The sequence below is a fragment of the Paenibacillus sp. FA6 genome (assembly GCF_051550225.1).
Taxonomy (GTDB): domain Bacteria; phylum Bacillota; class Bacilli; order Paenibacillales; family Paenibacillaceae; genus Paenibacillus_AQ.
On sequence record NZ_CP188820.1, the window covers coordinates 1,312,497 to 1,338,624 of the forward strand.

Genomic DNA, 26,128 nt, shown 5'->3' on the forward strand with positions numbered 1-26,128 from the left:
GCGCAATCTATTTGTGTGAAAGATGCCTTTTTTCGTGTCAATAAAAGTATCAAATCCAGCAGGCTGTTCACGATGTACACTTATTTAGAAGGAAAGGTAAGGTGGAGGAGGGGTTAAGCTAGGAGGTGGCGGTGTTAGCATCCTCCTCAGAGTAGAACAAAAAAGGTATGGGGTTTGTGATCCGTCTTTAATAACGGATTACAAAACCCATACCCAAATTTTACCGAACCCTAAAATATATACATTTTCTATGCTCTAGCTTTTACCAATCAACAGAGACAGAATGCCAGCGGCAATGAGCGGACCGACAGGAACTCCACGAAATAGGGCAACGCCCAATACAGTGCCTACAAGCAATCCTGCTACAATGGTTGGGTTATTACCCATGAGGGTAACACCACGGCCACCGAGATAAGCGACTAGCATGCCAATGGCTATGGCGAGTAACGATTGCCAGTGTAGAAAAGATGAAGTAATGGTAGAGAGGCTAATTGTTCCGCTTGCCAAGGGTGACATAACGCCAATAGTTAGGATAATAATCCCGATGGTTAATCCGTATTTCTCTAACCAAGGAAATACTTGCGTAAGGCGAGTAACCCGAATCAGAAGTAAGATGACCATAGCTACGGATATGGAAGTATTGTTACTTACTATTCCTAAGCCAGCCATCCCCAATAAGATGAGTGATGTGATATCCATATGTCGATCCCTGCCTTCATATTAATTGTGAGTGGGACGAATATGTTCAGCGATTAATCGTCCATGCACGCGACCCGTCTCAATAAATACTTCGTTGGCATTACTACCAGATGCGATAACGCCAGCGACATAAAGCCCAGGCACAGAGCTTTCCATCGTATCAGGTTCAAAGACAGGTTTATCCATATCTCCACCTAATTGCACGCCCGAGGAAGCAAGTAACTGCCGATCAGGGTGAAACCCCGTTAGTGCAAGTACAAAATCATTGTCCACGATCGTTTCTTGACCTTCTTTTGGAGTAACAATGACTGCATCTTCCCGAATCTCAGTTACTCTCGAATTCATGTGAAGGCGTATACTCCCCTTTTGGACTAGTCCTTCGAAAAGGGGGCGCACCCAAGGTTTGATATTGTTCGAAATGGTCTCTCCACGATATACCATGGTGATTTCAGCTCCAACACGACATAGCTCCATTGCTGCGTCAACAGCAGAATTACTTCCCCCAATAATAGCTACCTTTGTGCCCGTATAAGGATGTGCTTCACGGAAATAGTGAGTTACTTTGGGTAGGTCTTCTCCTGGAATACCAATATAGTTAGGATGATCGAAATAACCTGTTGCAATAACAACATGCTTACCATCATGATGCTTTTCTTGCCCGCGTCTATCTTTCGTATGAACTGTGAAACATCCATTCTCATGTCGTTCAATAGAAATAGCTTCCTCATAAGAAGTAATATTTAGATCGAAATGAGAGGCTACTTTACGATAATAGGAAAGGGCCTCGTGACGGTAAGGTTTATCATTCGGTGTAGTAAAAGGAATATCCCCAATCTCTAGCATTTCAGCTGTACTGAAGAATTGCATATATGTAGGATATAGAAATATAGAACGAACAATATGGTGCTTCTCAATAATATGTGTGGTTAGTCCACGGCGGTTGCATTCTATCGCTGCCGACAGCCCGCAGGGACCAGCTCCAATAATGATGACGTCTTGCATAATGAACCTCCTTAGTGATGTACCAGTATGTGTAGTTCAAACATTATAATCCTACCCTAAAAATAAGTTGAATGCCAGAAACTCAATGGAATGAAACAGAATGTCATCATAGTTTGTGAACATATAGAAGTGGTTTGGGGTATGTGATATGCTTTTTAAAGTGAGGGGAGAGAATAGTCTTGCATATAAAAGCTGTTATTTTTGATTTGGATAATACATTAATGGACCGGGATATGACATTTCGCAAATTCACGGAACAATTTGTAGGTGAACATTTGGGACATTTGGACCAACATATACAGGATGAAATCGTATCGGATCTGAAAGTGAGAGATGCAGATGGATACCGGAATAAACAAGGTTTTTTTGCAGAGATGGTGGAGGTACTTCCTTGGAATAATCTAGTCACAGCATCTGAGATTGAAGCGTATTACAACAAACACTATATGACACACGCATGTCGAATGGACTATGTAGAAGAGGTATTGGCATATTGTAAGTATCGTGGTTATCGCATGGGGATCATGACGAATGGTCCACACTATAATCAGTATAGGAAGATGGATGTTTTACAACTCCGTGAGTTATTCCATACGGTGATTGTATCTGAAGATGCAGGTATGAAGAAACCAGATCAACGAATTTATCAAATGGCATTAGATAAGCTTCAAGTGTCGGCAGAGAACACGGTCTTTGTTGGAGACCATCCTGTGAATGATATTTGGGGAGCCAATCAGGTAGGGATTCGTGGGATTTGGTTGCGGCGGAACCATTTATGGGATGATTCGCTTGGAATGAAGCCATGGAAGATGATTGATCAATTGAATGAGTTGATGGAGATCATTTGAACATGAAGTGCGCTCCACCCACTGAACAACGCTAGATAATGATAACAAGGATCTTAATCAGGCAAGTGTTGTAGGGAATTGGTTGGCCCTCTTCAGCAATAAGAAACTCCCCTATTTCCGGTACAATCCGTAAAATAAGGGAGTTACTACTTGATAACGTATGATTAAGAAAAAAGTTAAGCTTTAACAGTTAAATCTACTAAACGTTGTGCAGAGGCTTTAACTTCTTCCATACCTGCTGAAATGATTTCTTGTGCTTTATCAGGAGCTGCATTGTGACCTTCGATGATTACTTCATCAATGATTTGCATGCCGAATACGCCACCAAATACGTTACGCATGTAGTTAACAGCCATTTCCATTGGAGCTGCTTCAGGCGTTGAGTAAAAACCGCCACGAGCGCTTAAGAAGATTGCTTTTTTATCTGTCATTAATTGAATCATGTTACCTGAAGCATCATATTTGAATGCGAATCCTGCAGCGTATACATAATCGATGAATGTTTGTAATTTAGCTGGGATTGTTAAGTTCCATAATGGGAATGCGAATACGATTACGTCTGCAGCTGAGATTACGTCCATTGCTTTTTGCTTTGCAGCTAAAAGGCGTGATTCAACGTCTGTTAATTCGCCACCGTTTTGAACTTTGCCGAAAGCGTTGAAGAGTTCTTGACCGAAGTAAGGTGTATCTTCTTCAAAAACATCGTAAGTGGTTACATTTACGTCTTTACCTTCTAATTCTGCCTTGAAGGTTTCGTACATTTTACTTGAGATTGCTTCTGACGCTGGGCGATTGTTGGCTTTAACAATTAAGACTTTCAACATAATGATTAATCTCCTATCCACTCTATATATATTATTTACTTTCTTTAATATAGTACAATACTTTTTATATGTTTGTCAAAATTACAGTGAAAAATAATACCTCCCTTATAAAAGGGAGGTATTATTAGTGCTTAGTTAATGCGGATATTCCCAGAGTGGGTACGAATCTTGATTAGATCATCGGATAATCTTAGTGATTCTGGCGAATTGATATTACCTGATCTAGCATCCAGATCATAGGTACCCTTGAAATCAGGGTCTACAGTTAGCGCTACATTGCCTGATCTAGCTGAAATATCTAATGATGAAGGACCCTTTTGCGTTAATTTAATATTGCCAGATCGGGCACTAAATGCACCTATGCCTGAGTAATCTGTTATATTCATATTTCCTGATATAATAGAGACATTTGTATTAGCTTGTATGTCAGATCCAGCCAAATTACCAGAACTTGATTCGATTCTAAGTTGCTCTGCGATAATGGATTGGAGCACTAAATTACCGGATTTCGCTGTGATTTCAACATCTTTAGCGTTCAGATTGATAATCTTTCCATTGCTTGATTTGAAATGAATTCCAACCTCTTGAAGCTGATTCAAATCAGCTAAAGACACCGTTAGAGTGACCTTATGAGATTTGAACGATATACTAAAGAAATGAATGGAATCATCAACGATGTTGATTTCAAATTGTCCATCCTGAGGATGAATTTGATTCAATTTGGCGATCACTTTATCCTCAAATGATCCTTTCAATTCAATGGTTTGAGTTCCGTCGGTACTTTGAACAAATGTAACCTCAGTATTGTAATCACTATTCACCATAAGTTGACTTAATATGTTGTCCTCAATCGTCCATTTCTTTTGATATTCTGTAAGATCATTACCAAAGTTGAATTTATTAAATGACATACCTACGAATCCTATAATGATCAGAATTAATCCGAGTGATGCTAGACGGATAACGTTTTTTTTCATTATGAATACTCCCCTTTAGTGATCTTAATATTCCATTGAAGGTAAGATCTACTGATGTTTACAAGCCATGTGTAAGTGAACTTGACTGCTATAAACAACCAAATGCCGATTCCAATACCTACAATAGAGGCAAATAGCTTCGCAACGGAAAATTCATGATTAATAAGATATTCGGGAATGAGTAGAAGGGGGCTCAGTAAGGCTCCTAATGTCCCGGCACATAATCCTATCCATCCAGACCAAAGTCCAATTAATAATGGAATGATAATAATATTGATAAAGAAGAGGCCTATATAGACAAAAATATTACGAGTAATCGATATGGACTTTTTATGATATACCTGTATTTGTGGGTCTTGTATCGTAAAACGGTCACCTAGTATTTCCTTAACTAATTCGAAAGGGTCACCAAGCTCTTGGGCTATTTGTTCTTCGGTCTTTCCATTTTGCAGACCATGAATGAAGTGCGATTCATAATCGGCTATTAAATCTTTTCTTTCATCCTCAGAAATGGGGGTCAGATGATTCTGTAAAATAAATAAAAATTGTTGTTTATTCATGGGCAGTTCCTTCCTCAATTAAATGGGATACATTCTGAACGAAATCCTTCCATTCAATGACCATATCGGTCAAATAAGATTTACCAAGTGCTGTAATTCGATAATATTTGCGTGGTGGGCCCTCTGTAGATTCTTGTAAATAGGTTGTGCAATATTTATCGTTCACAAGTCTGCGTAACAGGGGATAAAGAGCACCCTCGGCAACATTAATGTGCTTAGAGACGGATTGAGCTAGCTCGTAACCGTATTGATCTTTACGCTGGATGAGGACAAGTACGCAGAGTTCCAATACTCCTTTTTTAAACTGAATACTAACGTTCATAGGTTATTCCCTCAATTCTTGATTGCGTAGTAAGTTATAAAGTGTACTGAACATTAGATATTAGTGTATGAGTGAAGTATAATACTCAGTACTGATTAATGCAACATACCGGAAATAGAAAAAGCACCTCCCGTAAAACGGAAAGTGCCTAGCCTATCTAAGGTCAAAGCTATATTATTAATAAAGAGATAACGCTAACGTGTCATCTTCACTCTTGCTGTGCAGTATTGCTTCAGAACCTTCGATTTCGATACTTATGAGAGATTCCAGACATTTTTGTATTGCTGCTTTGCCGCTTTGAATTTTAAGCTCAAGCGTCTTGATAAGAAGTCTCATCGTTTTTTGTACAGGTTGTTTGTTATCATCACTGAAATAAACGGGTACTAATTTGTTTTGAAAACTGATTAACATTGTCATTGAAATCACTCCATTCGGGGTATGTCATATTTATATACTAGTAAATGATTCTTAAGATTACCTTAAAAATAGATTATAACTAGTTAAATAATCCAATCTAGACACGAATTAGTCCAAGTTGTGACAGAGTACAACTCTATGGTTCATTTATTTCGTAATAGGGTAATATACCCAGGACTATCCTCTTTTGTGATTCATAGAAGTCCGTAGTATAGTTATTAACAATCCATGTGATAAATGTAGAATGATGTAACAAGCGTACATAATTAAGATGATAATAATTCTATTTGATTCATTTATGACGGCGTATCGCCGATAAGGGGGTAGGGGGTTATAATGCTTATGAATCCTGAAATAGTTGAAAAGTTTCGTTACATAAGTTCGCAGGCTAAAGAACAAAAGATATCTTCTTATCAAGGTTTAATGACTTGCCGATATGGCTATGGAAGAGCAATTGAGAAGGTTATGCAAGGTGAAATGGGTCAGGATTTTCTGGGAGTCTATCTTAAGGATGATATTTGTAACTTTACTTTATGTAAGGGGATCGGTAAGAACGATCAAAAAAGTTTGGCTTCGCGCAATTTAGGGAACATGTTAATGAATTGGTTAGATACAACGGAAGACTGGTCTTCTGTAGGTTTCCTATCCTTTTTGAAGAATACTCCGCCATTGTCTTTAGAGGATTTGAATACTGGGGCTACACAAGAGGAAAACCTAGCATTTATGGGGAAAGTATTCGAAGAACTGCAGCTTCAAAGCCTCGATGCGATGTATATATGTGGTCGGTTAGAGCTACCTACGTTAGAACGCCCTATCGGAAGAATATGGATGGCTTGGCAAGGTGACTCTCGTTTGAAATTTTGGAGAGACGAGCTTGAAGTAAGCCAATATTTTAAGAAAACGATGACTATGGATGAATGGTGGTCTGCTTCCGAGGGTCCGGTTGGTGGTGTGCCACATGTATATCAAAGTCGCTTAGAATATGGAAAGCCGATGAGACTGCAGTTGTATACAGAAGGTCTTAGTGATCTAGATTCAATTCGTGATTGGCTTCCCGATGAACAAATTCAGATTCTATTTGATGCACCACATACGGATGGATTAAGAGAAGATGCGGGATTTCTAGAGTTTAAATGGTGATCTTTGGCTGTGCCCTCCGATTTCTTGAAAGCAAATGATTAAATATCCCTCCTATTTGGGCAGTCTGAGATATATATAGACTAAAGGAGATGTTCGTATGGCACAGGATCAAATTAACTCACAATATTTTACTGGGAAGACAGCAATTGTAACAGGGGCTGGGTCTGGTATCGGAAGAGCTACGGCCAAAAAATTGGCTCAGCAAGGTGCCAATGTGGCCCTATTCGACCTACTAGATGAACGCACAACCGAAGTGGAAACAGAGATAAATCGTATTCGGCAAGGTGCAGCACGTGCATTTGATGTAGATATTGCGGATGCAGAGAGAGTGGAGAAAGCTGTTCTAGAAACGGTTGAGTTATTTGGAGGAGTTGACATTGTATTTGCAAATGCAGGTATCAATGGTGTTGTTTCACCGATCGAGGAATTGAAGCTTGAGGATTGGCAGCAGACGCTTAGTGTCAATTTGAATGGAACCTTTTTAACATTGAAGTATACGATACCGCACCTCAAAAAGAATGGTGGGAGTGTCATTATTACGAGCTCCGTTAATGGTAACCGTACATTTTCTAGCTTTGGTATGTCAGCCTATAGTACATCGAAGGCGGGTCAGGTTGCTTTTGCCAAAATGGCGGCACTTGAGCTTGCTAAGTTCAAAATTCGCGTAAATGTCATTTGTCCTGGGGCGATATCAACCAACATTGATCAAAGCACGAAAAAGACAGATGAGCTTAAGGAGATTGTCATTCCTGTTGAATTTCCTGAAGGAAGACAACCATTAGAAGATGGTCCCGGAGAACCGGAACAAGTGGCAAATTTGGTGAGTTTTCTAGCGTCCAAAGAATCTTCTCATATCACTGGATCGCAAATCTATATTGATGGCGCCGAATCGCTATTGTAAGAGGAAGTTCAAAAAGTCATCTTTTGATCACGAAGTATAGCAGGAGGCGTATTCCACATCGAAGATTGAATTCAGCCGGTCCTAGCATATGCTTACGAGGTATTTTTCCTTCGGAAACATTTTAGGTGCTCACGTAGGTACTGCAAGCATAGGCTTCCGAAGTCGCTTTCTACGAAAGCGTGTAGCTCTGCTCCTCACTCCCTTGCTTCATCCAATCTTCTTGGTGCTGAAAACCTGACTTTTTGAACTCGAACTTATAGAGGAAGTTCAAAAAGTCATATTGTAAACCTTGTATACGGGAGTATCGTCCTTCAATGGATGATACTCTTTTCTTATATCTCCCTAGATATTGGATGAGGAATGGCTATATAATAGGCAAGAACGTAATAATAGAATTCACATGGAGAAGATATAATGCATGATTTACCTATATATGATGTCATACCACAGTTAAAAGAACGATTAAGTCAAAATTCATCAGCTGTTCTTATAGCAGAGCCAGGTGCAGGGAAGACAACTTGTGTCCCGTTGGCATTACTTGATGAGCCTTGGCTTCAAGGCAAGAAGATTATGATGTTAGAGCCTCGAAGATTAGCTGCACGTTCGGCTGCTCACTTCATGGCTGCTCAACTCGGAGAGCGAGTGGGTGAAACGGTAGGCTATCGCGTTAGAATGGATAGTAAGGTGGGAAAGTCAACAAGGATTGAGGTTGTGACTGAAGGGATTCTGACCCGTATGCTACAGAATGATCAGGAGCTAGCTGAAGTGGGGATTCTTATCTTTGATGAGTTCCATGAACGCAATATACAGGGGGATCTTGGACTAGCATTAGCCTTGGAATCGCAATCCATGTTGAGGGAAGATCTAAGAATTCTAGTGATGTCAGCTACGCTTGCGGCAGAGCCTGTAGCTTCATTGCTTGAAGATGCACCCATCATCCATTGTATAGGGCGGCAGTTCCCAGTAGAAACGGTATATGCCCCTCAATTAGTTAATGCTTCAATGGAAAAGGGTGTAGCATCCGTAATTGGCCAAGCTTTATTCCGTCACGAAGGGAATGTTCTAGCGTTTCTTCCGGGTGTCGGGGAAATCCGCAAGGTTAAGCGTGAATTAGAAATGATGTCTTTATCAGATCAAATTGTCATTAGAACTTTATATGGACAGTTGTCATTGCCGGAACAGGATGCAGCGATTCGGCCTGAACCTGATGGTAAACGGAAAATCGTTCTGGCGACTTCCATTGCTGAAACTAGCTTAACGATCGAAGGTGTTGCTATTGTTGTGGATAGCGGTCTTATGAGGACGCAAGTATTATCTTTGCGGAGTGGGATGTCTCATTTAACGACCATGAAAGTATCGAAGGCATCGGCAGATCAGCGTAGAGGTAGAGCTGGGCGCACGCAGCCAGGTACTTGCTACAGATTGTGGAGTCAGCAGGAGCAAGATGCTCTTCAGAATGATAGCACACCTGAGATTATGAGTACTGATCTAACGTCACTTACGCTAGAGATTTCTGCATGGGGAGTTCAGGATCCGACGGAGTTGCGTTGGCTTGATACACCTAATGCTACGGGATTTGATCAAGCGGTTGATTTGCTTCGGTCACTTGGTGCTTTAGATGAACATGGGAGGATGACTTCACATGGGCGCCAAATGGTCGATTTGGGGATGCACCCTAGGTTGGCTCATATGATATTGAAGGCGATTCCGCTTCATTGTGGATATTTAGCCTGTATGATCGCAGCCCTTCTACAGGAGCGGGACATTTTCAAAGGAAAAAGATCTAGCGATAGTTGTGATATCTCCAATAGAATAGATCAGTTGATATTGTGGGAGAGCCAAGGATTGCCGAACTTAGATGATTCCTCCTTAGATATCGCAGCGATGCATCGGATTATTCAAGAGACACGAAATATCCAGAAGCAGGTTCATATTTCGGAAAGATCTAGTGACGGAACGGAATGGTGTGGTGTGCTCTTATCTTTTGCATATCCAGATCGAATTGGACAGGGAAGAGGCGACGGTAGATATCTATTAAGTAGTGGTCGCGGTGTGGAAATGTCCACGATTCAGCCATTAAGTCGGTCAGCATATATCGTAGCGGCAGTAGTAGACGACCGAGGAACAGAAGGTAGGTTGCAACTTGCAGCAAGTTTAAGCGAATCCATGTTGTACCGCTATCAAGAGGAATGGATGCAAGAGGAACATATCGTAGCGTGGGATCGTGATTTACAGGGTGTGAAAGCTCGGCGCAGATGGATGTTGGGTAGCCTTTTGATTAAGGAACAGCCATATGCTAAGCCACCAGAGGAAGACATCGCAAATGCCTTACTTGAAGGGATTAAGCAGGAAGGATTGCAGCTATTGCCATGGAATAAAGTGTCGATCCAATTCCGGCAACGTTTGCAATTCATGCATACTTTAACGCCATCCGAATGGCCAGAGGTGACAGATGACGCACTGCTTGCTACACTCAAAGATTGGTTGCTGTTATCTATTTATGGCATGAAGAATCGAAATGATCTACAACGTTTACAGTTAACTAGTATCATTGAACAGAACCTGCTATCGTGGGATCAACGACGAGATTTAGATCATAAGGCTCCAACTCATATGACGGTTCCCAGTGGTTCACGTATTCCGATCGATTACAGTGCTCCACTTCAACCGATTGTTGCTGTGAGACTGCAAGAAATGTTCGGCTTACAAGATACGCCTCGTATTGGTGGAGGTCGAGTGCCTTTAACCCTTCATTTATTGTCGCCAGCACAACGTCCAGTACAAGTCACATCAGATCTATCTAGTTTCTGGCGAGGTACTTATTTCGAGGTGAAGAAGGAATTGAAAGTTCGCTATCCTAAACATTACTGGCCTGATGAACCATTAGATGCCGTGGCAACCCGACGTGTGAAGCCACAGAAGTAGAGTGATTTAGAGACTAGAGTAAATGGGAACTATGATTCATATTTTGGATGAAAGAAAAATGATATGCTGACGGGAGATTTCAATGTCACGTAAAGAAAGAATTATTGAAATAGAGTTATTACGAGGTCTGGCCTTCCTGGCTGTAGCATTACAGCATAGCATTGCCCATTTCGCCTATGTGGAGGGGGTAAGCTTCGGTGATGGTGTCATCATGACACTTTTATTAGTGCTTGCTAAATTCGCAGTACCAGTGTTTATTTTCATTACTGGGATGGTGTTATTTTACAATTATGATGGTCAATTCAACTATCTTTCTTTTCTGAAAAAAAGAGCGAAGGATATTATCATTCCATATATATTGTGGTCATTCGTATACTTTTCCTTGAATTATGGTTGGCAACAAGGGTGGATGGGGCAATCATGGAAATGGTTTACCATGCTGTTTACGGGCAAGACAAGCTCTCATCTGTGGTATATCGTCATGATACTTCAGTTCTATCTGTTATTTCCAGTATTCCGCTACGTGATCAACAAAGTGAGAATCAAGCTCTCTCTATGGGCTTGCATCGCTAGTATCGTGGGTGTTGGATTGTTATATGTATGGCTTACAGGTCAAGTCTCAGCGATAGGGAAGATGATGTCTACTGTAGAGATCCCTGTGATTACGGCTATGTTCACGAAATATGCGGATCGTAATTTCTTGTATTTCTTCTTTTATTTCGTACTTGGAGCATGTGCGGGGATAAGACCTGACATTTGGAAAGCATGGATCCGTAGAGGGCGCTGGATGTATATATCTTGTTTTATAATCTTAACCGTCTACTATCTGATCCTCGTTACAGGGAGCTTCCGAACGCCCACGGGACTACAAATTGGATTCCATGCGGTATCTTTAATACGACCCATGATGGTGGTTTTTCTACTCAGTTCTATTTGTGTGGTATACATGCTAGCTTCATGGATGAAGGGGAAGGGTGAAAGGCGCTATAATACATTCATTCTTTCAATTGGAAAATATTCATATGGAGCCTATTTAGTACATGCACTCATGTTAAGAGTTAGCTATATATTTGATATGGCATGGTTTGTACAATGGCCTATCATTCTGCGCATGATGATCTCCTTTACAATTTGTGTCCTGTTATCGTATCTCCTAATGTTGCTACTATCCAGATTCACATGGGGGAAATGGCTAGGGGGAGTTCCAGTAAAGAAGGATGGGATTGAACTATACAAATTGCAAGACAAATAGACGGTAACCTGATAATCTAGCCTCCTGTTCAAATGGGGGGCTTTTTCATACGGAAATACGCTTGTTGATAAATTAGTGTCCGTGGTGTGGAGTATGTGATAATGATGATCCTGATTATGTTGTAATTGTATTTATGAGGATAATATCTCATGAATTAGCACCATTATCTTATTACTCGTATTTTCTGCTAGGTTATTTCTTTAAAGAGAGAACACGGGAGTCGAGAATCGTAGCCAAACCGTTCTACCTTCTTATGGATTTGGGCATCGAGATCAGAAGTGCTGCATATATATAATCGGTTGAACTGCTTGTTGAGAATCAATACCGGGCTATTAGGGTATCCACGGATCGGATTCGAGTTGTTATTCATTCCACCAACGACTCAGAACGAGCGGAGATCGTTGACGTAAGGGTTTATCAATGAAAGAGTGGGGTCTAACCCGCAAGAAATCCCATTTGGAGGCTATAGCATGATGAAGATAAGCATATCGACTAAGATTATGCTGGTTTATGGGATCGTATTCTTAGTAATCATCACGCTGACCTTTGGGTTATCGTATATAGGAACAGTAGGTAAGCTAGAGAGTGATCTGAATGATACGAACCTTGCTTTATTGAAACAAGTCGATCAGAAGATCGAGGCGGCGTTTCGTCAGACAGAAAAAGATCTGCTTGCACTTATGAACGAGCTTGAATTCGTTTACTTTATGCTCGATAGCTATTCGGATGATGGTCAGAGATATAGTAATTTTTACGGATTAAACACGAAGCTGAGGAATTTTATTGATGCTAATCCGCAGTTCTCATCCATTTTTGTTTATTCTTCTGTAAGCGGTCACATTCTGACGGACAAAGTGTATATGAAGGATGCCCCCTTGATGGATAATTGGTTGGATGATTATTTGGATATGCCAGTATATTTCAAGTGGTTAACGACCCATCAGGTATGGGATGGCAACGGGAATAAAGATGTGGTCACTTTAGTGAGGACTTATCCAACAATCAGTAGTCCGGGATATCGCAAGGGAATTGTAGCCGTCAATATTAATGAAAAGGTCTTATACGATATGGTTAAAGTAGTCTACGAGGATAGCAAAATGGGTCATATGTTTATTATGGATAACGATGGAAATGTGGTGACTCACGATGACAAGAGTCAAATCTATCGTAATTTAAAGGAACTTCCTTATATTAAAAATGTGCTCACTAAAAAAGGAAGCGGGTCATTTACAGAGCAGATTAATGGTGACCGTCAATCGATATTTTACCTTGATTCCAATTATACAGGTTGGAAATTGATCAGCATCCTTCCAGAGTCACAGATCTATGAGCCGCTCAAAGTTACGCGGAATCTGCTGATTGCTCTGGCGGTGGGCATGATTCTGCTAGCGTTGATCGTGCTGTTTTACGTAAACCGTTGGACATTTAAACCGCTTAATCAATTGGTGGGCAAAATGTCGGGTACATATAAATTCAGCGAGAACCATGAACACACAGATGCTGGACTTCCTTATCTGGAAAGGGTATTCGACCAATTAATGCTGGACAGAGAACATCTTCAGCGACATGTGCGGGACTCGAAGCCGGTACTGAAGTGGAGAATCATGATGGATATGCTTGTGGGGTATCGAACGGATTATCTGGCTGTCCTCCACCATCTTGAGTTCGTGGGTGTTCATTTATATCCGGATCGATATCTTGTATGTACGGCGGAGATTAGCAAAGAGGGAATAGACTTAAGGGCTCAGGATGAGACCCTTTATACTTATGCATTCTGTAATGTTGCGGAGGAAATGATTAATCTAGAGAACGCTGGGATTGCTATTGACTTAGGAGGGGGACGTGCGGCAGTCATTTTCAGCTTTGCAGAAGGGGATGCAGAGCAGAATCACTTACGTTCGCTTGCGATTATGGAGCTAATCCTCGATATTATGAAGAAGCAATTCGATCTGATCGTGACTGTTGGCGTGGGCCGAGGCTACAGTGAGATGAGGGAAATTCCTAAATCATACGATGAATCACAGAAGGCGCTTCATTATAAGATGGTGTTCGGCCAGCATTCAGTTATCTCCATTGAAGACCTACAGCCTCTTGACAGCCAAGATTATTATCGGTTGATTCGTACAGCGGACCGAATTACGGACGCACTGAAGTTGACGGATACGGTGAAGCTGAAGAATTATGTGAAGGAGACATTTCGAGAGGCGATAGACAGCAATTTGCCCCCAGATCTGATCCGTCAGCTTTCTTTTGATCTCATTATGAAATCGGTACAGTCCGTTGGTTCCATAGGAATCGACCTGAAGGAATCGATGAGCCAACTGGATAACATCTATGAGCTGATTAACCGTAGTGGAAACTTGAAGGAAATGGAGAGGATTGTCTTCTCGTTTCTAGAAGAGATGGCTGGCAGAATCAAAGCTAAGCGAAGTCAAAGGGGAAGTAACGATACTATTGAACGTATGCTCATCTATATCGGAGGACATTTTCAGGAAAGTGATCTATCTTTGGAAAAGCTTGCACAAGAATTCCATTTGAGTCCTACTTATATAAGCAAACAGTTTAAAGAATATACCGAAAGTAACTTTATTGATTATTTGATCGGAATCCGGATTACTGCTTCTCAGAAATTTCTAGCAGGGAAGGACATGAAAGTGAACGAGATTGCCGAAGCTGTTGGTTATCTGAACGCGCGAAGTTTCCTACGAACATTTAAGAAGTATACAGGGATGACTCCGTTAGAGTACCGAGCCAAGTCACGGACTGATAATGAACAATAATCTAGCTATTTAATATTATTAAGAGCACAGACATGTATGGGAGATCTTTTTCACTTATGGTGGAATAGTCCCGTACATGTCTTTTTTTTGAAAAGGACGGCATAGCCGTTTCTACTTGTTGGTATGTCATGTGATTAGAAACCCGCGTCCCTATAGGTATTTTCATGTAATATCATAAGAAAATGAACCCTGTTTAAGAATGGTGACTGTACATATAGCAAGAATAGTCATCGTGTTCAGATCGTGTCTATATCCAAAGATTCTATCCCAAGGTACGATCGAATTGCCCAGACATACTTAGGCCTCCAAACCAAGAAAGGATGAACCCAATGAAGCATAAACGACCCGAACTCGAAACTGCACTGGCCGATTCAGAGTCGATATGGATGAGAACGAAGCCAAGGATTCCCAATGTATTCAACCGATTAAAGAGGGACCGACATTTGTACCTGATGCTGCTGCCTGTTATCGGGTTTTATCTTTTATTTAAATACTCTCCTATGGTAGGCGAGATTATAGCGTTCAAAGATTATCGCTTAGGGGATGGGATATTCGGTAGTCAATGGGTTGGACTCAAGCATTTTGAAAGTTTATTCGGGAGTATTGATTTCTGGAGAGTTCTTCGAAATACGCTAGTATTGAACCTGTACAGTCTTGTCTTTGGTTTTCCGGTACCCATCATACTGGCTCTTTTACTAAATGAAGTTCGCAAAGAATGGTATAAGAGGACAGTACAGAACTTACTGTATTTGCCCCATTTTATATCTTGGGTTGTCTTGGGTGGTATCTTTATCGCTATCCTTTCGCCAAGTACTGGTGTTGTTAATACAGTACTTGAGCATGTATTCGGTATTGAACCGATTTACTTTATGGCTAATTCTAGATGGTGGCCAGTAGCTTATACGCTGTCAGGTATATGGCGTGAAGCAGGATGGGGTACGATTCTATATTTAGCAGCAATGGCTTCGATCGACCCTCAACTCTACGAGGCCGCTAAGATCGACGGAGCGAGTAAATTACGCCAAACCTGGCATATTACACTTCCGGGGATTCGTAGTACCGTTGCTATTCTGCTAGTTCTACGCATGGGTAATATGATGGACGTTGGACTAGAGCAAACATTGATCCTACAGAATCAATCCGTACTGGATGTTGCGGATGTTATTAGTACGTATGTATACAGGGTTGGCTTGCAAAATATGAATTATAGCTATACGACTGCATTAGGCTTGTTCCAATCACTGGTCAGCTTGACTCTGGTGGTAGGTGTAAATCGATTAACCCGAATGTTTGGGGAGAGGGGGCTATGGTAAATGATGCTATCTCGAAGAAACAACGTATCCGTCGTGTCTCGGTTGTGGACGACTATAAATTACACCATACTCGGGTGCTTTTCACTTCTGGCTTTATACCCGTTATGGTATGTCATTGTATCTTCCTTTAGCAGTAGTAGGGCTATAACGGCGGGTGAAGTGTCTTTATGGCCAGTTGAATTTAACGTAAATGCCTATATACGACTCTTCGATGACGGTCAGCTTTTTGGTGCCATGGGGAACACGATTGTAGTAACTTTTGTAGGTACACTGCTAAATATGGTATTAACGACATTAGCGGCCTATCCTCTTTCTAGACGAAGACTTAAGGGACGTAGTCTGCTGCTTATGTTTATCATATTCACGATGTTGTTAACCACGGGGGTCATCCCCAATTTCATCCTTGTTAAATCACTGGGACTTATGGATTCTTATTGGTCATTGTGGCTACCGGCATTAATTAGCACCTATAACATGTTTGTCATGAAGACATTTATGGAAGGCTTACCCGAGGAAATTGAAGAATCAGCGGCCATCGACGGTGCCGGAGACTGGAGAATTCTAGTCCAGATTATTCTTCCTTTATGTAAGCCGATAATGGCCGCACTCTCATTGTTTTATGCCGTGGGTTGGTGGAACTCCTATTTCAATGTGTTGCTATATATTACGAAGAGTACTCAGCAGACTTTAACACTTAAGCTCTATCAAATGATCCTTCAAGTGAATCAAAGTTTATTGAATAATGTTTCTGGTAGCGAAGGGATCGGGCAAGTGATGCTAACACCGGAAGGGATCAAAGCCGCAGCTATCGTGATAGCAGTCACCCCTATTCTGATCGTATATCCGTTCTTGCAGAAGCATTTTGTCAAAGGGGTACTAATCGGATCTGTAAAAGGATGATATCGTCGGACTATATGTCCTTGATATAGGCATAATTATAACTATCTAATAAGGGGATGAAGCACTTGAGAAAATCAAATTATTTGTGGAAATCGGTCCTAGTGGTAAGCGTATCACTTATGATGTTGGTAGCTTGCAGCAATAAAACTACATCGGAGAATCCATCGGCACCGCCCGTAACAACTACACCAGCGGCTACAACCTCAGAGACTACTTCAGCAGAAACGAAGAAGGAAATTAGTATTTCAGCCTTTGACCGTGGGAGTGTGGCTACGGAGGAAGGTAGCTACGAAAGCAATCGTTGGACGAAATGGATCAATGAAAATTCACCGGCTACGGTTGAGTGGATTCCGGTTGATCGGGGTCAAGCTCAACAAAAGTTAAGTACACTTATCGCTGCTGGTAGCGCACCAGACCTAATATGGGAATATGATCGAAATTATATCGCTCAATTAGCGAATCAGGGGGCTATTCAGCCCATTGATACTTTCATTGAAAAGTACAGTACAACCTTAAAAAAGTATTTAGAGGATAATCCTGAATTGAAGTCTGCTATGACAATCAACGGCAAGATGTATGCGATTACAAGTAAGAGGAGTATTGAATCTATTGCTAACAATGGCATGTGGATTCGACAGGATTGGCTGGATAAGCTACAACTTAAGGCGCCTACAACAGTAGAAGAACTAATTGAGGTGGCTCAGAAATTTAAGGACGAAGACCCCGATGGTAATGGGCAAAACGATACGGTACCCATTGTATTTAACGGTAATGCTGTCCAAATTATGCGCGCCTTCTTTTTTACCAATGAGAATCAATGGTATTTAGAAGACGGTCAAATGAAGTATGGCAGAACATTAGATCGCTTCACTGATTCACTTGCCTTTCAGAAGTCATTATTCGACCAAGGACTGATTGATAGAGAGTATATTACCGACAGTAACTTCCAACGTGCAACTCAACTATGGACGACAGGTAAGGCAGGGATCTACTTTGCTAACTGGAGTATGGATAATGAAATCCGGGATCTAAAGGTGAATGTTCCTGATGCCAAGTTGGCTCCATTAGAATCTGTGGCGAGCAAATATGGGAAAAATGGTCTGTACCAAGAATTGCCTTCCAATGTTCTAGTCGCATTCAACAGCACTATGGATGAGGATAGAATCGAAACGGCCATCAAATTTCTCGATTGGATGTTGGAAAAGGGTTGGATGAGCTTGAAGTTCGGCGAGGAGAATGTACATTACAAGTTGGTGAATGGTGAAGTTCCGCAGCGGCTCGATTCAGATCAATATCGCCAGGAAGTAGCCTATGCTAACGAATATGCAATTCTGAGTCAATGGAATACGAAAGCGGAATGGATTCCGGTCATGGCTGCTCAAGATCCTCTTTCCCAAGAAATCGCTCAGGCTAAATCTCAAGCCTTAGAAGTAGCACTCAAAAATGAATATCGTAGGGATATCGCGTTTAGTCCGGATTTACCGGAAGTGAGTCAATTGATTGCTACCTTCGCTCCGATTGCAACACAAATTGAGGTTAAGATTGTGACTGGGGGTAAGGCATTAAGTCCTGAAGCGGGTATGGAGCAGGTTCGAAAGGAATGGAAACGTCTTGGAGGAGAAAATGTAGAGAAATTAGCTCAGGAATGGTACGAAAAAAATAAGGAATTCTTGAAATAAGTTAGCAAATAAAGAGTTGTGATCATAAGCGAGAGGGCGGATTCTAAGGGTTAAGCTTCAATAGAACCCGTCCCTCTGCTAATAAACTTCTTATAAACAAAGGAGTGGTATGAACATGATCAGATCGAAGAAATCGGATGTAATTAAATTTGTCGCTACTTTCCTTTTTTCTTTATTTGTAGCTCTATTCCTAATGGGATTACCTGAATCCCATGCTTATGCCGATGTGAATACCCCTGAGTTGACGATTGGAGATTTTGAAAGTACTGATGAGGCTTGGGACTTCTTGATTGGAAGCAGTGGAGCGCTTGGAAATGGTGAATTTAGTAGGGATTCTACGAACGCTCAGTCTGGGAGTTCCTCTGGAAAACTACAGCTTAATTTCAGTAGCAATTCGGGATATACAAACAGTTATGTTTCCTTGGAGAAGTACTTGTTTAAACGCGTACTACCTACGGATGCTGTGGAGCTTAGCTTGTGGGTGAAGACAGCGGATATGGCTAAATTCGATCTGATATTGGTCGACAACTCGAATCAGAATCATCAACAGACGATCATACTAGATCAGACAACAGAATGGCAGAAGATTACAGTGAGTTCTTTCACATCGGGGGTTAATTATACAAAGTGGGGTGGGAGTAATGATGGAGTATGGCATGGCCCGCTAAAGAAAATGCACTTTAAGCTGACTAAAGCATCGATGAAAGCAGGCAAAACCATTGGCTCCATATGGATTGATAATATTCGAGTTAAGGTCGAAGTTCCCGAGCTAGCCATTGCTCAGGTTCAAGTTGGTAACGTCTTTGCAGGGAGCCAATCAGCCCATTTTGACATTGTGACAACGGGTGATGCTATTCAATGGAGTACCTTCAATGCATGGGGAGAGCCAGTGTCGACCGGAACTGCCCCAGTCACTGGAAGTAAGCTTCGTCTTAACGTACCGGTGGCTGAAGATGGATATTATAGATTGAAGGTAGTAGCTTCTTTAGGGGGTGCCGTAATCAATACAAAGGAAACGACATTTGCCACGCTTCCTGAGTTTGATCTAGCGGCGGTAACGGAGTCTCCATTCGGTGTACAGACCCATTATGGAATTAGTTGGAACAAGGAAATGATTCCACTTCTTAAATATGCCGGTACCAAGAACGTACGAGACTCCTTCTATTGGTCAGAAGTAGAGGTCAATAAAGGACAATATTCTTTTAATCCGAAGGTCACGCTTCCTATGCAATCTTTTAACGAGTTCGGCATCGATCCATTCCTCTCCTTCGCGTTCAGTAATAAGTATTACGATGAAGGTAAAACACCTTATACAGAGGAAGCTCATCTCGCATACGGGAATTATGTGAAAGCCATGCTGGGAAAGTTCGGCAGTCAGATCAAGTCAGGTGAAATATGGAATGAGTTCAACCTGCCGTACTTTGGTGGCAATGGTCCTGCTGACTCGAGGGCGGATATTTACTTCAATATGCTGAAGAAGGGTTACGAGGCATCCAAATCGGTTCATCCGGAACTTAACGTCGTAGGTGGCGCAACGGCAGGAATTCCAGAAGATTGGTTGGAAGACTTATTCGAGCTTGGTGGGTTGGATTATATGGATGCACTTTCAGTCCACCCTTACCGCTATCCCCAAACACCGGAAGGGTTGCTAGAAGAGATTGACGCGTTGAACCAACTTGTGCGCGATCACAATGATGGCAAGACCATCCCCCTGTGGTTCTCGGAGATTGGCTGGCCAACCCATTTGAACCCAACGGGTGTGGATGAAACGACTCAGGCTGCCTATTTGATCCGCACTTATGTGCTGAGTATCGCGGCGGGTGTTGAGAAAATATTCTGGTACAACTTGATGGATACTGGAACGGATAAGCTCAACAATGAGCATAATTTCGGAGTCATCCATAATACAGGTGATGCGTTAGGGGCCTATACGCCTAAGCCTGCCTATGTTGCTCTAGCTACACTTACCAGACAGCTAACGGGTGCGAATCCTGTGAGTCAAGACATAGAGGATGGTATTTATTACTATACTTTCGATAAAAATAGCGAAAAGATTAATGTTCTGTGGTCATTGGATAAAAAAGATATAACGTTGAATACGCAGGCACCCCTTCTCGTGACAGATATGATGGGGCGGAAGATCACATATACACCTATTCAAGGGAAAGTGTATTTGACATTGACGGGTGAGCCTCTGTTTATTCAAGGTGACATGGACAGCTTGGTTCAATCAAGCCCGTTTTCCTTGCATAGTGATTCCGTTTATACTAACGATCCCGTAACACTCGTGCTCCAAGTCAGCGATCTTGCACAGCAAGAGGAGCTTGTCGCAAGGGTAAGCTTCGAAGGTATAACACAGGAAATTTCCGTGAAAGCACCCGGAGATTACACTGTTGAGTTTCCGGAAATTGATAAGATTGGATACAAGAAGGCGACCGCTACCTTACTTACTACCGAGAGGATGTTTGTCGGGTTATCTGAAACAGTTGAGATCCAACAGGCCGAGCAAGTATCGTCAAAGCATGTGATTAAGAATGGTGCTGACGTGATGGAAGTAACGATCGTGAATGAAAGGCCTACAGAACGTCAATTAACGCAGATTGATTGGAGCTTTGGGTCATCTACGGGTTCGGAAGTCTATGACGTAGTTATTCCCGGAAATACCTTGCAGACGGTCGACTTCCCGCTGTCAGGATTGGCGGAAGGACCACTGCAAGCCTATCAATTTAAGTTATTTATGGAAGATGGTGCGGTGTTGCTAATCGAAGGCAACGTTAAACTTGTTCCATCCGAATCAAGAGTTCCACTGATATTTCGAACGGTCGATTCATTGGAGGATCTGCAGGATTTGATGGGTATTGATCTTATAGCAGATGTGAATTCGAGAATCGGTTCCCATAAGGGTCCAGAGGATTTTAGTGGAAATCTCTGGTCCACTTATGATAGTGAGCATCTGTACATGGTTGCACGCGTTCATGACGATGTGTTCTCACAGTCGAAGCAGGGTGATGAGATCTGGGCAGGGGATAGTATCCAGTTTGCCGTGTCTGCAGGAATGCCGGGGGAGAATTTACAATGGTATGAGTATGGTATGGCCTTAACATCGCAAGGGCCGGAGCTCTATCGGTGGATGGCGCCACAAGGGGTTGAGACGGGTTCCATAGCAAATCCTGATCTACAAATAACTAGAGATGAGGAGACGAAAGATACAATCTACCAGTTGGCTCTCCCATGGGGTGAACTGGCGCCGATCGTTCCGAGTGACGGTATTCTTAGTCTGTCTATCGTCGTCAACGAGAACGACAGTAATGTTCGTAAAGGCTATGTGGAGTGGGGTAGTGGTATTGGTTCAAGCAAGCAGTCCTCTTTGTTCAAGCCGATTCTATTACAGAAGGCGGACCTGGCGAATCCCATGATTACGATATCTGGAGTTGAAAGTGGAGAGAACTATACCGATCAGGTGACTCCTATAATAAGTGTAAGGGATACGGGAAATGGACTGAAGGAAAGTAAAGCATGGCTCGACGGAGTGGAATGGACAATAAATACCCCCATAACGGGTAATGGAATTCATACGCTGATCGTGACGGCAGAGGATTATGCAGGGAACATGGCAACGGAGACTGTTCAATTCACAATTTATTACAGGACAACGCTCGAGGTAGCCGATACGGAAGCATCAATTGAAGGTGAAGCAATACTACAGGCTACGCTTAGGAATCGTGATGGGGACTCTATTGAAGGGCAATCTATTACTTTCCATGTAAACGGCCTTTCAGTGGGGGAAGCCACCACGGATGCAACGGGTAAGGCAAATTTCATGTATGTAATTCCGATCAATACGGACAGCGGTATTAAAGAAGTTAGAGCCATATATGCTCAGAACGACGACGTATTCTTACGCGGGAGCGAAGAAATCGGGAAGCTTACTTTATACGAGTCTGCATTTAATGTACCAGGTAAACCTATCTTATCCAACAACAATTATGATAACGGGCTCCTTGACGGGGGTTATACAATTACGATGGATATGTGGTGGGGTGAGAACGGAAGGATATATAAGCTCTATGAGAACGGTGTGTTGATCCATTCGCAACCGATGGAGAATGCCACGCCTAATGCTCAGAAGACTGCTGTTCAAGTCGTAGGCAAGTCTAATGGAACTTATGAATACACCTGCGAGTTGATTAATGATAAAGGCACGACCGAATGTGAACCGATGATTGTAGACGTGACAAATGTGGAACCAGGTAAGCCTATACTCTCTAATGATAATTGGGATCAAGACGGAGCGTATAAGATAACTATGAATATGTGGTGGGGGACTAACGCCACGTATTATCATCTTTACGAGAACGGACAGCTCATCGATACAAAGCAGTTGACTGCGGCCACTCCTAATGCTCAATCTGTTATCACTGAAATTACTAGGCGAACTTCGGGTGCATATGAATATCGCGCAGAGCTGGTGAATGCTTCGGGTGTAAAGGAAAGTGAAGTCATGATCGTAACGGTAATTTAAAGCTTTGATAGTGAGAGAGATGCAGTGGGGCATGCTATTGCCTCTCTCCTCATTCACAATCAAGAAGCCGGGAACAGAAAGTGAGGATTCAAACATGAGCCGATATTCACAATCGTTCGATCACAAAGAACTTTTATTGAAAAAAATCGTTTCTCAGGAAGACGACTTCGACCCACTTGTTAACATGCTACTGAGGCCATTCCACACGCCAGGGTATCACACGACATTAACCACCGAGTCTTATCCATTAGTACATCCGACACATCCATCTTTGCTGTATGCCGTTGGCTTATTAAATACAGAGGTACCCGAATATGTACAGAGGGCTTGTGATGTCATAAAATGCTTACTTACTTTACAAGATCGTGACCCAGAACGGGACACTTACGGCATATGGCCGTGGTTCTATGAGGAACCGCTTAAAAAGATGGATCCACCGGACTGGAACTGGGCCGACTTCTGTGGTAAAGAGCTTGTACTTGCAGTATTGATTCACGGTCATCGACTTCCCGAAGAGCTGAGAGATCAGATTAGACAAGGGATAACCTGTGCGTGTGATGCGATCATCATAAGGGATGTGGGACCTCATTATACGAATATTTGTATTATGGGGGCTTTTGTGACTTTGATTGCTGGAGAGCTCTATGGACGTCAAGATTATATGGATTATTCGCTACAAAGACTGGAAAAGTTAAAACATTATACGGAGGTCTTAGGGACCTTCCAAGAATTCAACAGTCCTCATTATTCCGTCATTGCTATCGTAGAGTTATCCAAAATTCATACCTATTCGGTTAATCAAAGGGCTAAGGAAATCGTCTCTGGGCTACTAGACATGGTTTGGCGGATGGTCGCAGAGCATTATCATCCTATTTCCCAGCAGTGGGCAGGTCCACATAGTCGCAGTTATAGTACACTTCTGACCAACAAGATTAAATCCTTTCTACAAATGGCTACCGATAACAAGCTATCTTTCTTCTCTGATGATGAACTCGAATATGACGCCGAATGGTTCGGCACTGGCAGCCGATGCCCTGATACTTATATAGATTTGTTCATGACTGAGGTAGATACCAAGGTACTTGAACAGGCCTATTATCGAAATGAGGATACTGGTTTCGTGAAATGGGCGGAAACACACATGACACCGCGGTATACAATAGGGATGTTCAGAGATGAAATTATGTGGAACCAAACACGGGGATTGGTCGCTTATTTCGAGAATAACGGGTCATCTACTTATTTACAGATGCGCTGCTTGCATGATGGATATGACTATTGCTCGGGGGTACTCAGTGTTACGGCGGAACATGGACATCTTCTTCTCGGTGTACGGTTCCTCACGAATGGTGGGGATACCCACCCGATGTTGGACCGAATTCAGGGTAGTATAGAGGCATCGGATTTCCGGCTTCGTATGGAATTTGGAGGATTACTTGATGATGTGAGTATTGAAACGGAAGGAACGAAGGCACAAGTAGTCATTAACGGATTGCCTTTGCGGTTCGACAGCATATATGCAGCTTTTGAAGAGGGAATGGCTGCAGATAGCGCAGAGAAAGAGCAGCAGGGATGGAGCTGGGAAGTGAGTAAGCAAGGACAAGGAGAAAGTGTTGGTTTAGATTTAGTTATCTATGCGGGTCAACGAAAAGTAATAGATTTTCATACGCTCAAAAAATCCGCATTTCTAATCTCGTTAGCTATAGGCGAGGTGGTTGAGAGATTGCCACTTATTACGGTCGTAGAAGAAGCCGGTCATGTGATAGCACAGGTTACAACTTGCAATCAGAATGGTTCACCGCATGAGTTGTCTATTCCTTTACAACCAAATGATCATCATCCCGTATGATGAACAGTTAGGTTATGTTACAAAGAGAGCCTCAATGGTGTAAGCATTGAGGCTCTTTATACGATATTGAGTTTGAAGTGTAGTTACTTAACATACAACTCAGAGAGTAGCATTAGAACAAGCCCTTGCCCATAAAGCGTAGGATGACAAGGAATTTCATTATAGGCTTCAATGGAAGGCATAACTGGCGTACCACCAGAAACGCAAGTTACCTCTCCACTTGGAAGTATCTTAATCATAATGGCATTCAAAGCCCTAAAGGCCGAATCTTGGCAAGAGTTGTCTAATAAGCCTTGACGAACTGCTTTTAGGATTCCGCAGGCAATGCCGGCACTTCCCGAGACTTCCGGATAGAAATCGGATCGATCCATGACGGTAGTCCACAAACCTTCAGACTGCTGAAAGTGAATTAGTCCATGCATCATAGCGCGATAACGTTCTATAGCCTGCTCTGATAAAGAGGCTAACCCTTTCAACTCCTGCACAATCATAGGAGTTCCAACGGCAATCCAGGCATTAGCGCGAGTCCAACGAGCAGCGGACATATGATCCTGTGCGATGCAATTCCAACCATGGAACAATACACCGGTTTCTTTGTCTTCAAGCAGACTCAAATGAAGTTCCAACTGTTTAATGGCTTCCCTAGCATAGATGGCTTCGCCAGTTAGGTGAGCAAGACGTGCTAAGAATAGCACCGCCATAAAGATAGTGTCGGCCCACACCTGTTCTGGAAAGCTAACATTTTCAGTGACCGTATGTTCGAACGCCCCTTCTCGGGTGCGGGGTGCTTCAGTAAGCATCCAACGTCCGATGTATTCCGCTTGCTCGAGAAATATAGGATCCTGTGTGTGTGTGTAGAGGGCGGGGAAAATAGTAAAAGGAGCCATGGAATTAATGACTTTCACATGTTCCGATTGTTGCATGTTTCTGCGTGCCCACATGACGAGATCATCCAATACTTCCCTTTTTTGTGTGCTTTCATAGTAGGCCAGCATTGATATGACACCGACGCCGGGAACCCAGTCCCAATGATGGATATCCATCCCCCAATTACCCAGATGATCCAATAGCATAAATTGATAAACCTGGTCTGCAGTTTGATTTAAAGTAAGGCTTGAAATCGTATTTGGCATTAGATTCATTCCTCCATAGATGTGTAAAGGTATGCATTCAATATACATTGTAGAATGAAGTGAATCTTGGTCTATCGTCTTATTG

The 26,128-nt window shown here is 42.2% G+C and carries 19 protein-coding genes and 1 pseudogene; 12 read left to right on the forward strand and 8 right to left on the reverse strand.

Annotation, left to right across the window (positions count from 1 at the left end):
- Window positions 1-255: 255 nt before the first annotated feature.
- Window positions 256-699, reverse strand: a complete 444-nt coding sequence (locus ACP8HI_RS06085) for a DUF441 domain-containing protein (RefSeq protein WP_438350229.1) — start codon at window positions 697-699, stop codon at window positions 256-258.
- 21 nt (window positions 700-720) lie between these two features.
- Window positions 721-1,710 (reverse strand): annotated as a pseudogene (locus ACP8HI_RS06090) (YpdA family putative bacillithiol disulfide reductase); the annotation flags it as partial.
- Window positions 1,711-1,880: 170 nt separating this feature from the next.
- Between ACP8HI_RS06090 and ACP8HI_RS06095 the strand changes: the two are divergent.
- Entirely contained in the window at window positions 1,881-2,549 is a 669-nt protein-coding gene (locus ACP8HI_RS06095) for an HAD family hydrolase (RefSeq protein WP_438350230.1), read from the forward strand.
- A 176-nt stretch (window positions 2,550-2,725) separates the two neighbouring features.
- Here the strand turns inward: ACP8HI_RS06095 and ACP8HI_RS06100 are convergent, their stop codons facing one another.
- The 5 genes from ACP8HI_RS06100 to ACP8HI_RS06120 all read right to left on the reverse strand — a co-directional run bounded on the left by ACP8HI_RS06100 (window position 2,726) and on the right by ACP8HI_RS06120 (window position 5,649).
- Window positions 2,726-3,370: an FMN-dependent NADH-azoreductase gene (locus ACP8HI_RS06100; protein WP_438351724.1), complete on the reverse strand. Its 645-nt coding sequence runs from the start codon at window positions 3,368-3,370 to the stop codon at window positions 2,726-2,728.
- Between the two features lie 134 nt (window positions 3,371-3,504).
- Window positions 3,505-4,350 (reverse strand): DUF4097 family beta strand repeat-containing protein, encoded by an 846-nt coding sequence (locus tag ACP8HI_RS06105; protein WP_438350231.1) that lies wholly within the window; start codon window positions 4,348-4,350, stop codon window positions 3,505-3,507.
- A complete protein-coding gene (locus ACP8HI_RS06110; RefSeq protein ID WP_438350232.1) occupies window positions 4,350-4,910 on the reverse strand; it encodes an HAAS signaling domain-containing protein in 561 nt (186 codons plus the stop codon). The genes ACP8HI_RS06105 and ACP8HI_RS06110 overlap by 1 nt, the downstream gene beginning before the upstream one ends.
- Window positions 4,903-5,232, reverse strand: coding sequence for a PadR family transcriptional regulator (locus ACP8HI_RS06115; RefSeq protein ID WP_438350233.1), 330 nt, complete (start codon window positions 5,230-5,232; stop codon window positions 4,903-4,905). The genes ACP8HI_RS06110 and ACP8HI_RS06115 overlap by 8 nt, the downstream gene beginning before the upstream one ends.
- Window positions 5,233-5,409: 177 nt before the next feature.
- Complete coding sequence (locus ACP8HI_RS06120; protein WP_438350234.1) at window positions 5,410-5,649, reverse strand: hypothetical protein; 240 nt, start codon at window positions 5,647-5,649, stop codon at window positions 5,410-5,412.
- A gap of 342 nt (window positions 5,650-5,991) precedes the next feature.
- Here ACP8HI_RS06120 and ACP8HI_RS06125 point away from each other — a divergent pair, with 342 nt between their 5' ends.
- The 11 genes from ACP8HI_RS06125 (at window position 5,992) to ACP8HI_RS06175 (ending at window position 24,910) form a co-directional block, all read left to right on the forward strand.
- Window positions 5,992-6,789 (forward strand): hypothetical protein, encoded by a 798-nt coding sequence (locus ACP8HI_RS06125; protein WP_438350235.1) that lies wholly within the window; start codon window positions 5,992-5,994, stop codon window positions 6,787-6,789.
- Window positions 6,790-6,886: 97 nt separating this feature from the next.
- Window positions 6,887-7,690: an SDR family oxidoreductase gene (locus ACP8HI_RS06130; protein WP_438350236.1), complete on the forward strand. Its 804-nt coding sequence runs from the start codon at window positions 6,887-6,889 to the stop codon at window positions 7,688-7,690.
- A 414-nt stretch (window positions 7,691-8,104) separates the two neighbouring features.
- Window positions 8,105-10,615 carry an ATP-dependent helicase HrpB gene (hrpB, locus tag ACP8HI_RS06135; RefSeq protein WP_438350237.1) on the forward strand — a complete coding sequence of 837 codons (2,511 nt, stop codon included), beginning with the start codon at window positions 8,105-8,107 and terminating at the stop codon, window positions 10,613-10,615.
- Window positions 10,616-10,697: 82 nt separating this feature from the next.
- Window positions 10,698-11,867, forward strand: coding sequence for an acyltransferase (locus ACP8HI_RS06140; protein ID WP_438350238.1), 1,170 nt, complete (start codon window positions 10,698-10,700; stop codon window positions 11,865-11,867).
- A 133-nt stretch (window positions 11,868-12,000) separates the two neighbouring features.
- Window positions 12,001-12,162, forward strand: coding sequence for a hypothetical protein (locus ACP8HI_RS06145; protein WP_438350239.1), 162 nt, complete (start codon window positions 12,001-12,003; stop codon window positions 12,160-12,162).
- 175 nt (window positions 12,163-12,337) lie between these two features.
- Entirely contained in the window at window positions 12,338-14,647 is a 2,310-nt protein-coding gene (locus ACP8HI_RS06150; protein ID WP_438350240.1) for a helix-turn-helix domain-containing protein, read from the forward strand.
- 329 nt (window positions 14,648-14,976) lie between these two features.
- Window positions 14,977-15,960, forward strand: a complete 984-nt coding sequence (locus tag ACP8HI_RS06155) for an ABC transporter permease (RefSeq protein WP_438350241.1) — start codon at window positions 14,977-14,979, stop codon at window positions 15,958-15,960.
- Window positions 15,961-16,860 carry a carbohydrate ABC transporter permease gene (locus ACP8HI_RS06160; protein ID WP_438350242.1) on the forward strand — a complete coding sequence of 300 codons (900 nt, stop codon included), beginning with the start codon at window positions 15,961-15,963 and terminating at the stop codon, window positions 16,858-16,860.
- A 65-nt stretch (window positions 16,861-16,925) separates the two neighbouring features.
- Window positions 16,926-18,539: an extracellular solute-binding protein gene (locus tag ACP8HI_RS06165; protein ID WP_438350243.1), complete on the forward strand. Its 1,614-nt coding sequence runs from the start codon at window positions 16,926-16,928 to the stop codon at window positions 18,537-18,539.
- A gap of 115 nt (window positions 18,540-18,654) precedes the next feature.
- Window positions 18,655-23,061, forward strand: coding sequence for a hypothetical protein (locus ACP8HI_RS06170; protein ID WP_438350244.1), 4,407 nt, complete (start codon window positions 18,655-18,657; stop codon window positions 23,059-23,061).
- A 10-nt stretch (window positions 23,062-23,071) separates the two neighbouring features.
- A complete protein-coding gene (locus tag ACP8HI_RS06175) occupies window positions 23,072-24,910 on the forward strand; it encodes a hypothetical protein (RefSeq protein ID WP_438350245.1) in 1,839 nt (612 codons plus the stop codon).
- 83 nt (window positions 24,911-24,993) lie between these two features.
- Here the strand turns inward: ACP8HI_RS06175 and ACP8HI_RS06180 are convergent, their stop codons facing one another.
- Window positions 24,994-26,043 (reverse strand): glycoside hydrolase family 88/105 protein, encoded by a 1,050-nt coding sequence (locus tag ACP8HI_RS06180; RefSeq protein WP_438350246.1) that lies wholly within the window; start codon window positions 26,041-26,043, stop codon window positions 24,994-24,996.
- Window positions 26,044-26,128 lie beyond the last annotated feature (85 nt).

Coding starts and splice junctions, on each gene's coding strand:
- ACP8HI_RS06105 (WP_438350231.1), bottom strand. CDS start 4,350: ATGAAAAAAAACGTTATCCGTCTAGCATCACTCGGATTAATTCTGATC.
- ACP8HI_RS06140 (WP_438350238.1), top strand. CDS start 10,698: ATGTCACGTAAAGAAAGAATTATTGAAATAGAGTTATTACGAGGTCTG.
- ACP8HI_RS06170 (WP_438350244.1), top strand. CDS start 18,655: ATGATCAGATCGAAGAAATCGGATGTAATTAAATTTGTCGCTACTTTC.
- ACP8HI_RS06115 (WP_438350233.1), bottom strand. CDS start 5,232: ATGAACGTTAGTATTCAGTTTAAAAAAGGAGTATTGGAACTCTGCGTA.
- ACP8HI_RS06110 (WP_438350232.1), bottom strand. CDS start 4,910: ATGAATAAACAACAATTTTTATTTATTTTACAGAATCATCTGACCCCC.
- ACP8HI_RS06130 (WP_438350236.1), top strand. CDS start 6,887: ATGGCACAGGATCAAATTAACTCACAATATTTTACTGGGAAGACAGCA.
- ACP8HI_RS06150 (WP_438350240.1), top strand. CDS start 12,338: ATGATGAAGATAAGCATATCGACTAAGATTATGCTGGTTTATGGGATC.
- ACP8HI_RS06160 (WP_438350242.1), top strand. CDS start 15,961: ATGATGCTATCTCGAAGAAACAACGTATCCGTCGTGTCTCGGTTGTGG.
- ACP8HI_RS06085 (WP_438350229.1), bottom strand. CDS start 699: ATGGATATCACATCACTCATCTTATTGGGGATGGCTGGCTTAGGAATA.
- ACP8HI_RS06120 (WP_438350234.1), bottom strand. CDS start 5,649: ATGACAATGTTAATCAGTTTTCAAAACAAATTAGTACCCGTTTATTTC.
- ACP8HI_RS06155 (WP_438350241.1), top strand. CDS start 14,977: ATGAAGCATAAACGACCCGAACTCGAAACTGCACTGGCCGATTCAGAG.
- ACP8HI_RS06125 (WP_438350235.1), top strand. CDS start 5,992: ATGAATCCTGAAATAGTTGAAAAGTTTCGTTACATAAGTTCGCAGGCT.
- ACP8HI_RS06180 (WP_438350246.1), bottom strand. CDS start 26,043: ATGCCAAATACGATTTCAAGCCTTACTTTAAATCAAACTGCAGACCAG.
- ACP8HI_RS06145 (WP_438350239.1), top strand. CDS start 12,001: ATGAGGATAATATCTCATGAATTAGCACCATTATCTTATTACTCGTAT.
- hrpB (WP_438350237.1), top strand. CDS start 8,105: ATGCATGATTTACCTATATATGATGTCATACCACAGTTAAAAGAACGA.